The organism is Rhodococcus sp. (in: high G+C Gram-positive bacteria) (assembly GCF_049286785.1).
Taxonomy (GTDB): Bacteria; Actinomycetota; Actinomycetes; order Mycobacteriales; family Mycobacteriaceae; genus Rhodococcus_F.
In genome coordinates this window covers 1-9,348 of the sequence record NZ_JBAQEO010000853.1, presented here as the reverse complement: position 1 = coordinate 9,348, position 9,348 = coordinate 1, and the positions used below count along the sequence as shown (strand labels likewise).

The following is a 9,348-nucleotide window of genomic DNA, read 5'->3' as shown; positions in this document are numbered from 1 at the left end:
CCGGCTTCACCCATCCACTACGCGGCACGCCGACACGATACCGCACAACCCTCTAACTGAACGGTATTGCATTTAGGCCTGGTTCCGCCCGGTGCGTGCCTCCCGGGTGGGGTGGACGCTGGCGGGTCTGGCTCGGACGAGGTCGCGCGTCCGTCTCGTGAGCTGTCCCCGACCACATGGGTCGAACCTAGGGTGTCAGTGTCCGGAGCGAGCGGCTTGCCAGATCGCGTGATCGACCTCCCACGCAGAAACCTCCCGCCCTGAGCCGGCACTCAGCTCTCGCGCGATGTCCCGAAGAAGCCCACGCGCCGAATCAGGTGTCGTATCGGCACCGTGGCGGGCGAGCCACCGCATCACCATCCGATCGGGCTTGACGGTGTCCTGATCACCGATCAGCATCCACAAATAGCCGCGGCGCACACCCGACCCACCCTCACCCGGAACCTGCCGCAACGCCGCCTCGACCACGTCCAAGCGGTCGCCGTCGCTCAGCAACGTCCGGGCATCGTCGACAGTGGTCACCTCGTGCTCACACAGCACCGCCGCGTACCGCAGCGCCGCGTCGGCCTTACGGATGCCGCCCCGAGTTGAGGTGTTCTGCCGGTTCTTGACCACCTCCAGAAGTGCACCCACCGACCGGTAGCGGTCGAAACCCATCGAGCGGAACAGGATCAGCGGACTCCGGCACCGACATCGGCACCGACGGCGATGCAACGCCGAAGTCAGCGGCAACCCGCTGCACCACCGGCACGACGTGACGGTCATAGTGCGCGCCGATACTGAAGACCGCGTCGAGGACACAGAAGCTCGCGCTCACCCACCGCCGCTGCCGGGGCTGCGGATCCAACTCGCGCACCGCAGCCACCAACCGCACCACATCCTCATCGCTGTACACCCGCCGCACCGTATCCGACCCAACAGACACCACCACTCCGATCACACCAGCGCCACGGCCACAACCATGTCCGGCCCGCGAAGCGTCTACCGAGCCACGTCGACGGGTAGCTGCCCGATGACACGTCCCCGGATCGGTACGACCCCGCAACCGCCGACCAGTGTCCGGCCGACCGCCACAGCCGCGCGCGATCCGGGACGTCCTCACCGGTGACCACACAGGATTCGACCCTTTCCCCTGAAGCAGCAATAGCCGCACACGGCCCCCGCACCCGAAGAAGGGTGCAGGGGCCGAAGAGCTGCGGTGGACGGTCTAACCGACGGCGCGGTCGAGCTGAGAAACCCGCTGCGGGCTCACCCCCAACACCACAGCGGTATCCCGAACCGACAACTTCACACCATGACGCAGATGCGCCACCGCCGCACGCGACACACGCGCCGCCTCCTCCTGAGCCCGGGCCGCCGCCTCGACCTGCACACGAGCCCTGCGGGCTTCCTCGAGCACAGCCGGATCGCCGAGATCGACATCGAGGTCCACCTCGACGTCCTCGGCCGGCACATCTTCGAGCAGACCCACCGCATCGGCAACCATCGCCGGGATCTGGTCGAGCCTGCGAGCCTGGGTGAACGCGCCGTCCACCTCCGGCACCTCCACGACCCACCATCCGCCGTCACGCACGGCCTTTGCCGTCACCTTCATCATTTCGCCCCTTTCGCGCCCTTGCCTGGAGCCGGGATCTCCAGCTGCTTGCGGATCTTCTTCACCAGCAGGTCCGGGATCTCGGTATGCCGGGCAACCACCGTCCGACGCCCGCCCAGCACCACCTTGGTGTGGTTACCGCCTTCGGTCTCGCTGAACTCGAGGCCGTTGGCCTTGGCATAGTCCCGCAACTCCTTGAGGAGGTCCGTTCTCTTCACACTATAAGTCTATCCCCCCTTTACTTTTCAAGTAAAGGGGGGATAGACGATTTCCTGATCAGGAGATTCGACTGCGACACCGACACCACCACGAACCAACAGGCCCGGACCCCACCCCGGATCAACCACACCCGACGCCCTCCCTCCCGCATCACCGAGGTCCGCGTACTCCAGCGCGAAATCGGCGGGCACCGTCACCGTCACGCTGCGTGCAGACACCTCCCACCGAACGCATCACACTCCCACCTCCTCGTCCTCGTCCTCGTCCTCGTCATCGAGGGACGCATCGAGCACCGCCAGCCCGCCCACCTGCGCGGTCGCCAACAACGCCGCAATCTGCGCCCCCACCAAAGACTGCGTCTCCCCCTCGTCATCGACCGACGCGAACACCACCGGCCCCACGTACGGCTGCCAGATGTCTGCGACGTCGACGCCCCGGCCGGTGGGTCGAGCTGCTGCTCCCGGACGTCGACGGCCGGAGCCACGGCTGGATCCTCAGCAACTACCCGCTCAACGCATGGGCCGACGATCTTGCCGAACGGCCCCGAGCAGTCCCATTCCCACACCCGCCAGCTTCACCGAGCCATATACCGTCATGACGACGAACAGCAGATTCGCTAGCCGCGATATCGCCCAATCCATTGCACCAGAACATCTCTGATGGACAATCTGCACTCCCGCCTTCCCCAATCGTCAGCCGAGAAACACCGACGCCGATAGCGACGAGAGCAGGTCGGGAGCCTGTTGGCGTTCCGTGGCGGCAAGAACGGGGTGCGATGCACCGCGCAGCTGCTCGCTCGGGTGGCGGTGCACCCCGGCGACGACGAACGGCTGGTCGATGAGACGTTCGAACCGCTCCGCGTCGAAGGCGACGCTTGCCATTCCCGAAGAGGCATAGGGGTGTTGCATCTCACATCAGTGTCTCGGTATGAGACAGGTAACGCGTTCGGACGAGCCACGGGCGGGTCGCACCCAACACGATCAAATCTCCGTGACCAGCTGAAATAGTCCGCTTCCCCTTCTGCGAGATATCCGGCGCAGGTGTCTCGCAATGAAACGGCTCGGGTGTGTCGCAGGTCGCAATGATCGTCCTCACGGCCCCAGCGGCAAGAACGAAGGAGATTCGAAATGGCCATTGAGCAACGCGATGTACTGATCGTCGGCGCAGGATTCGCGGGTCTGTATCAGCTCGACAAACTGCGCAAGATCGGTTACGACGTGCACGCGGTCGAGTCGGCCGGAGGCCTCGGCGGTGTCTGGTACTGGAACTGCTACCCCGGCGCCCGGGTGGACACGTGGGGCCCGATGTATCAGTTCTCCGACGAGGAGCTGTGGCGTGACTGGAACTTCTCCGAGCTGTACCCGGACTGGTCCGAGGTACGGGCCTACTTCAAGCACGTCGACGAGAAGCTGAACCTGTCCAAGGACATCTCGTTCAACACCCAGGTTACCGGCGCGGAGTTCAATGAGGACGCCAAGCGCTGGCTGGTGCACACCGAGAACACCGAGACCGGCGAACACAAGGACATCTCGGCCCGCTACTTCCTGCTGTGCACCGGATTCGGTTCAAAACCGTACATTCCAGAGATCCCCGGCCTGGAGACCTTCAAGGGCGAGTGCTACCACACCGCACGCTGGCCGCAGGAGGGTGTCGACCTGGCAGGCAAGCGTATCGCTGTCATCGGCACCGGAGCCTCCGGTGTGCAGGTAGCTCAGGAGTCCGCCCCGGTTGCCGAGGCGCTGACCGTCTTCCAGCGGACTCCGATGATCGCACTGCCGATGCGCCAGCGGAAGTTGACCGATGAGGAGAATGCGAAAGACAAAGAGACCTACCCCGAGCGAATGGCGCAGCGCAACCACCACTTCGCCGGCTTCGACTTCGACTTCCTCGACAAAGGCGCCGCCGACGTCACCCCCGAGGAGCGAGAGGCCGAGTTCCAGCGGCTGTGGGATATCGGCGGCTTCGTGCCGTGGCTGGGCAACTTCAACGACCTCTTGTTCAACGAGGACAGCAACCGCGCCTTCTACAGATTCTGGCGCGATGAAACCCGCAAGCGGATCACGCGCGAGGATCTCTGGGAGGATCTGGCCCCGACCGAGCCCCCGCACCCCTTCGGTGTCAAGCGTCCGTCACTCGAGCAGAATTACTTCGAGATCTACAGTCAGGACAACGTCAGCCTGGTCAACCTGCGAAACAACCCGATTGACCATGTGACCACCAAGGGCATCGTCACAGCCGATGGTGTCGAGCACGAGTTCGACCTCATCGTACTGGCGACCGGCTTCGACGCGGTCACCGGCGGCATCACTCAGATCGATATCCGCAATGCCGAGGGTGAATCGTTCGCCGACTCGTTCAGGGACGGTGCCCACACCGCTCTCGGCGCCGCGACCGCCGGCTTTCCGAATCTGATGTTCGTCTACGGCCCCCAGAGCCCGTCGGCCTTCTGCAACGGCCCGACCAACGCCGAGGCACAGGGTGAGTGGGTCGTCAACTTCCTCGATCACCTGATGAAGAACGATATCCAGCGGGTCGAGGCGACCCGCGAGGCCGAGCAGGTCTGGCAGCAGAAGATCGACGAGGTCTGCGAAATGGCGCTGTTCGACCGCGCCGCGTCCTGGTACATGGCCGCCAACATCCCGGGCAAGAAGGTGCAGATGCTCATGTGGCCCGCCGGCCTCCCGGCGTTCCTCGAAGAGGTCAACACCTCCGCAGCCAACGGCTACCCGGAGTTCGTCAAGGCCTGATCTCCGATGGAGGGGAGTCACCACGGCGGCTCCCCTCCATCGAGTGTCCCCACCTCAAGGAGCTCCTCGTGCAAAGCCTGATGATGGACGTACCGCTTCAGATCAAGACTCTGCTGTGGCGTGCGGAACGTCTCTACGGTCACAAAGAAATCATCGCCCGCACCGGCGACGCCTTCGATGCCTTCACCTTCACCGAACTCGGCCGGCGTGCTCGCAAGCTGTCGAACGTCCTTGCCGGGCTGGGCGTCACGTTCGGCGACCGCGTCGGCACTCTCGCCTGGAACACGGCCGAGCATCTCGTCGCCTACTATGCGGTCCCCTGTATGGGTGCCGTTCTGCACACCGTCAATACTCGGCTGTCCGACGATCAGATCGCGTACACCATCGCTCACGCCGGCGACACCGTCCTACTGGTCAGCAGTGACCAGCTCCCACTTCTGGCGCGTCTTACCGGTCGGCTCGCCGATGTGCGGACCGTCGTCGTGCTCGACGGCGAGGCACCCGCCGACGTTGAACTGGGTGTACCGGTACTCGCCTACACCGACCTGATGGCCGAAGCCTCCGACGAGTACGACTACCCGGATCTGGACGAGAACACCGCAGCTTCGATGTGTTATTCATCGGGCACGACCGGCGACCCGAAGGGCGTGGTCTACAGCCACCGCAGCACCGTTTTGCACGCCCTCGGGCTGTGCACCACCGGCACCATCGGGGTGAGCGAGAAAGAGCGATACCTGCTGGTCACGCCGCTGTCACATGTGAACTCCTGGGGCATGCCCTTCGCCTGTGTTCTGCAGGGCGCCACCATCATCCTGCCCGGCGATCACCCGGTGGGTGCGGATTATTTGAAGGTCATCGAAGACGCCGCACCCACCGTCCTCGTCGGGGCAGTCACGGTCGGTATGTTGATCCGCCGCGCACTGGAGGAGCACCCCGGCGACTATGACGTCTCTTCGTTGCACACGATGTGGCTGGGCGGTCAGGCACCTCCCGTCGTCGAGATGAAATGGTGGAAACAAGCTCACGGCATCCACATCACCCAGGCATGGGGCATGACCGAGGCCTCCCCCGTGCTGACCTTCTCCGGGCTGACGTCCACCAACCAGGACCTCGACGAGGACGCCAGGTTCGAGATCTTCAGCACGCAGGGGCAGCCGCTCCCACTCGTCGAGATCAAGCTGGTCCGCGAGGACGAATCCGAAGCGCCGTGGGATGGAAAGACCCCGGGCGAGGTTCTCGTCCGGGCACCGTGGGTGATCAGCGAGTACTACAACGATCCCCGCTCTGCGGGGAGCTTCTCCGACGGCTGGTTCCGCACTGGCGATATCGCGACGATGACCCAGGACGGCTATCTGACGATCGTCGACCGCGCCAAGGACCTGATCAAGAGCGGCGGCGAGTGGATCTCCTCGGTCGAGCTGGAGAACGCACTGATCGCCCACCCGAAGGTCATAGAAGCCTCGGTGGTCGGCGCGCCGGATCCGAAATGGATCGAGCGGCCCGTCGCCTTCGTTGTCCTGTCCGACACGGTTTCCCCCGACGAACTCAAGCTCTTCTTGAAGAAGCGATTCCCCTCGTTCTGGGTTCCGGACCGCTTCGAGGTCATCACCGAGTTGCCCAAGACCAGCGTCGGGAAATTCGACAAGAAACGGCTTCGCAACGAGTACGTCTGATCGCGTTTACACCTCAACACTCATCACTACCCCCGGAGGAGAATGATGGTCACCGACCATTTCTACAGCAAGCTCAGCAGCGGCCACGGCTTTCTGGAGTCACCCCGCTTCCACAATGGCACCCTCTACCTGAGCGACTTCTTCAACGGGCGCGTCATCACGATGGACCCGACAACCGGCGCCTGGACGAAGATCGCAGATGTTCCCAACTCGCCATCCGGCCTCGGCTTCACCGACGACGGCGGGATCTTGATCGTCTCCCAGCACGACCACAAGCTGCTGCGCCGTGATCCCGATGGCACCATCACCGAGTTCGCCGATTTGTCCAAGTACTGCGGTGGCGACGCGAACGACATGTGTGTCGTGAACGGCCACTGCTACATCGGCAACTTCGGGTTTGATCTGGCCGGCGGCGCCGACCCCGAAACCACCAACCTGATCCATGTCACCCCGGATGGCACGGTGTCGGCCGAGCCGGGCGATGTTCTGTTTCCGAACGGCGCGGAACTGCTCCCGGACGGCACCACCCTGCTGCTCTCGGAGACCCTTGCGCACAAGATCTCAGCATTCCAGGTGCAGCCGGACGGCAGCCTCACCGACTACCGCACCTGGGCCCAACTGCCCGAGACCCACAATCCCGACGGCATGACCGTCGACTCCGATGGCGGCGTCTGGTATGCCAATGCCCTCACCGAGGGTCCCGAGAGCGGCTTCTACCGGGTGGAGGAAGGCGGTGAGATCACCGACCGGATTCTCGTCGAGAAGGGCTGGGGCGTGGCGCTGACCTTCGGCGGCCCCGACAACGACATCCTGTTCCTGGTCAACAACGACACCACACTGCCTGACTTCGCCCAGGGCCGGTCGGCCGGCTACGTCCTCACCGCGAAAGTCGGACGCCGCGGGGCGAACTGATCGTCTCCCGCCACTTCTCATCTCGACCTCCTCCCGAAAGGACCCCCATGTTCACCGGTCGCATCGCCAGATTCGACGCTCCTGGCCAGCCTTTCACTCTCACCGAAGCCTCTCTCGACGGCGTCGGTCCGGGTGAGATCCTGATCAAGGTCAAGCGCACCAACATCTGCGGCTCCGATCTGCACGCTTGGCACGGGACCTTCAACACCAGGGGTCTCGGCGGCCGGCTCCCGACGGTGCTGGGCCACGAAATGGTCGGCGCCATCGCTCAGCTCGGCGAGGGCGTCACCGCCGATTCCGACGGTCACACACTGTCGGAGGACGACCGCGTGGTCTTCCCCTATTTCTTCTCCTGTCACCGCTGCTACCAGTGCCTTCGTGGGCACCGTACCGCCTGCGAAAACCTGTCCATGGCGATGCTGGGACAGGCCGACGAACCACCGTATTTCGTCGGCGGCTACGCCGACTACTTCGTCCTGCCAGCCGGCGCCGTCGTGTACCGCGTCCCCGATTCGCTGTCCGACGACCTGGCCTCCGGTGCGAATTGCGCACTCTCACAGGTCATGTACGGCTTGGAACGGGCGAATCAGACCTTCGGCGACACGGTGGTCGTGCAGGGAGCCGGCGCACTGGGCCTCTACGCGGTGGCGGTCGCCAAGGCTCGCGGTGCCTCGCTCGTCATCGCCATCGACGGGGTCACCGAGCGGCTGGAGCTGGCGACCGCCTTCGGTGCCGACCACGTCATCGACCTCACCGAGGTGCCCGAGGCCAAGGACCGCGCCAAGCTGGTGCGGGGTTTGACCTCTGGCCGGGGCGCGGACGTCGTCGTCGAGGTCGTCGGCATCCCCGCCGCGATCAACGAGGGGCTCAACTTGCTCGGCCTCTACGGACGTTATGTCGAGATCGGCAACATCAACTTCGGCAAGACCGTCGAGTTCGACCCGTCCCGATTCGTGTTCTCCAACAAGACGATGATCGGCGTTTCGCTTTACGAGCCCGACGTCCTCTCCCGTGCGCTGCAGTTCCTCCAGGAGTGGCAGGACAAGATCCCGCTGTCCCGGCTCGCCGCCGCCACCTACTCACTCGAGGAGATCAACGACGCGTTCGCCGCAGCCCAGACCAAGCGCGACGTCCGCGCCAGCATCGTGTTGTGACAGACCGGGAGAAACGAATCATGCACGCACGCAACGAGCTCTACATCGACGGTGCCTGGGTCACCCCCGCAGAGCACGCCCGAGTCATAGAAGTGGTCAATCCGGCCACCGAGCAGGTGATCGGCCATGTCCCGCACGGGACTGCCGCCGACGTCGACCGTGCGGTCACCGCCGCCCGCCGCGCCTGGGACCCGGACGTGGATCTGGTCGAGCGACGCCGGCGGGTCGACTCGATCATCGAGGCGACCAAACGCCACCTGCCCGCTATCGCAGCCCTGATCACCGCGGAGATGGGCGCACCGATCCGCATCGCGGAGAGCGTCCAGACCAAGGTACCGCTGGCCGTCGCCAAAGGCATCCTGGAGGTGCTCGATCAGCCCGAAAAAACCGAACGCATCAGCAACTCGGTGATCCTTCGCGAGCCCTACGGCGTCGTCGGCGCCATCACTCCGTGGAACTACCCGCTCTATCAGGTGATCGCCAAGCTGGTTCCCGCAGTCGCGGCCGGCTGCACGATCGTCCTCAAGCCCAGTAACGAGGCCCCGCTGTCGGTATTTGCGTTCTTTGATGCCCTGCATGAGGCAGACCTGCCGCCCGGGGTCGTCAATCTCGTCTCCGGCCCGGGCCGTGTCGTCGGCGAGGCGATCGCCGGGCACCCCGACGTCGACTTCGTCTCGTTCACCGGATCCACCGGCGCCGGCGCACGTGTGGCCGAAGTCGCGGGTGCGGCGGTCAGCAAGGTCGCCCTCGAGCTCGGCGGCAAGTCGGCGAACGTGATCCTCGACGACGCCGACTTCGAGAAGGCGATCACCCAGGGCGTGGGCGCCTGCTTCATGAACTCGGGCCAGACGTGCAGCGCGCACACGCGCATGCTCGTGCCGAAGAGCCGGCTCGAGGAGGCGACGAAGCTCGCCGTCAAGGTCGCCGAGACGTACACGGTCGGCGACCCCTTCCAGGGCGAGGCGAAGCTCGGTCCGCTCATCTCCGAGACGCAGCGGGCGCGCGTGCGCAACTACATCAAGAAGGGCATCGACGAGGGCGCGAAGCTT

Annotated in this window: 11 protein-coding genes; 5 read left to right on the top strand and 6 right to left on the bottom strand. The window is 64.6% G+C overall.

Annotated elements, in window-relative coordinates:
• Nucleotides 1–195: 195 nt before the first annotated feature.
• From WAW17_RS30375 to WAW17_RS30350, 6 genes are all read right to left on the bottom strand, one after another.
• A complete protein-coding gene (locus WAW17_RS30375; protein ID WP_422336552.1) occupies nucleotides 196–657 on the bottom strand; it encodes a hypothetical protein in 462 nt (153 codons plus the stop codon).
• Nucleotides 658–1,207: 550 nt separating this feature from the next.
• Nucleotides 1,208–1,594, bottom strand: a complete 387-nt coding sequence (locus WAW17_RS30370) for a type II toxin-antitoxin system HicB family antitoxin (protein ID WP_229581481.1) — start codon at nucleotides 1,592–1,594, stop codon at nucleotides 1,208–1,210.
• Nucleotides 1,594–1,812, bottom strand: a complete 219-nt coding sequence (locus WAW17_RS30365; RefSeq protein WP_422336551.1) for a hypothetical protein — start codon at nucleotides 1,810–1,812, stop codon at nucleotides 1,594–1,596. The genes WAW17_RS30370 and WAW17_RS30365 overlap by 1 nt, the downstream gene beginning before the upstream one ends.
• A gap of 27 nt (nucleotides 1,813–1,839) precedes the next feature.
• On the bottom strand, nucleotides 1,840–2,031 hold the full coding sequence (locus WAW17_RS30360; RefSeq protein ID WP_422336550.1) for a hypothetical protein: 192 nt from the start codon (nucleotides 2,029–2,031) through the stop codon (nucleotides 1,840–1,842).
• A gap of 15 nt (nucleotides 2,032–2,046) precedes the next feature.
• The gene (locus WAW17_RS30355; RefSeq protein WP_422336549.1) at nucleotides 2,047–2,205 is read right to left on the bottom strand and encodes a hypothetical protein; all 159 of its coding nucleotides are present in this window, start codon (nucleotides 2,203–2,205) and stop codon (nucleotides 2,047–2,049) included.
• Between the two features lie 300 nt (nucleotides 2,206–2,505).
• Nucleotides 2,506–2,694 carry a hypothetical protein gene (locus WAW17_RS30350; RefSeq protein ID WP_422336548.1) on the bottom strand — a complete coding sequence of 63 codons (189 nt, stop codon included), beginning with the start codon at nucleotides 2,692–2,694 and terminating at the stop codon, nucleotides 2,506–2,508.
• Nucleotides 2,695–2,940: 246 nt separating this feature from the next.
• Here WAW17_RS30350 and WAW17_RS30345 point away from each other — a divergent pair, with 246 nt between their 5' ends.
• The 5 genes from WAW17_RS30345 to WAW17_RS30325 form a co-directional block, all read left to right on the top strand.
• On the top strand, nucleotides 2,941–4,560 hold the full coding sequence (locus WAW17_RS30345) for a flavin-containing monooxygenase (RefSeq protein ID WP_043800669.1): 1,620 nt from the start codon (nucleotides 2,941–2,943) through the stop codon (nucleotides 4,558–4,560).
• 68 nt (nucleotides 4,561–4,628) lie between these two features.
• Complete coding sequence (locus tag WAW17_RS30340; protein WP_200868119.1) at nucleotides 4,629–6,233, top strand: long-chain fatty acid--CoA ligase; 1,605 nt, start codon at nucleotides 4,629–4,631, stop codon at nucleotides 6,231–6,233.
• A 45-nt stretch (nucleotides 6,234–6,278) separates the two neighbouring features.
• Entirely contained in the window at nucleotides 6,279–7,145 is an 867-nt protein-coding gene (locus WAW17_RS30335) for an SMP-30/gluconolactonase/LRE family protein (RefSeq protein WP_043800699.1), read from the top strand.
• Between the two features lie 47 nt (nucleotides 7,146–7,192).
• Nucleotides 7,193–8,299: a zinc-binding dehydrogenase gene (locus WAW17_RS30330; RefSeq protein WP_043800677.1), complete on the top strand. Its 1,107-nt coding sequence runs from the start codon at nucleotides 7,193–7,195 to the stop codon at nucleotides 8,297–8,299.
• Nucleotides 8,300–8,319: 20 nt separating this feature from the next.
• Nucleotides 8,320–9,348 (top strand): aldehyde dehydrogenase family protein (locus WAW17_RS30325; RefSeq protein WP_422336547.1); only part of this gene is annotated, 1,029 nt, incomplete at its 3' end.

Coding starts and splice junctions, on each gene's coding strand:
- WAW17_RS30330 (WP_043800677.1), top strand. CDS start 7,193: ATGTTCACCGGTCGCATCGCCAGATTCGACGCTCCTGGCCAGCCTTTC.
- WAW17_RS30345 (WP_043800669.1), top strand. CDS start 2,941: ATGGCCATTGAGCAACGCGATGTACTGATCGTCGGCGCAGGATTCGCG.
- WAW17_RS30350 (WP_422336548.1), bottom strand. CDS start 2,694: ATGGCAAGCGTCGCCTTCGACGCGGAGCGGTTCGAACGTCTCATCGAC.
- WAW17_RS30335 (WP_043800699.1), top strand. CDS start 6,279: ATGGTCACCGACCATTTCTACAGCAAGCTCAGCAGCGGCCACGGCTTT.
- WAW17_RS30375 (WP_422336552.1), bottom strand. CDS start 657: ATGGGTTTCGACCGCTACCGGTCGGTGGGTGCACTTCTGGAGGTGGTC.
- WAW17_RS30370 (WP_229581481.1), bottom strand. CDS start 1,594: ATGAAGGTGACGGCAAAGGCCGTGCGTGACGGCGGATGGTGGGTCGTG.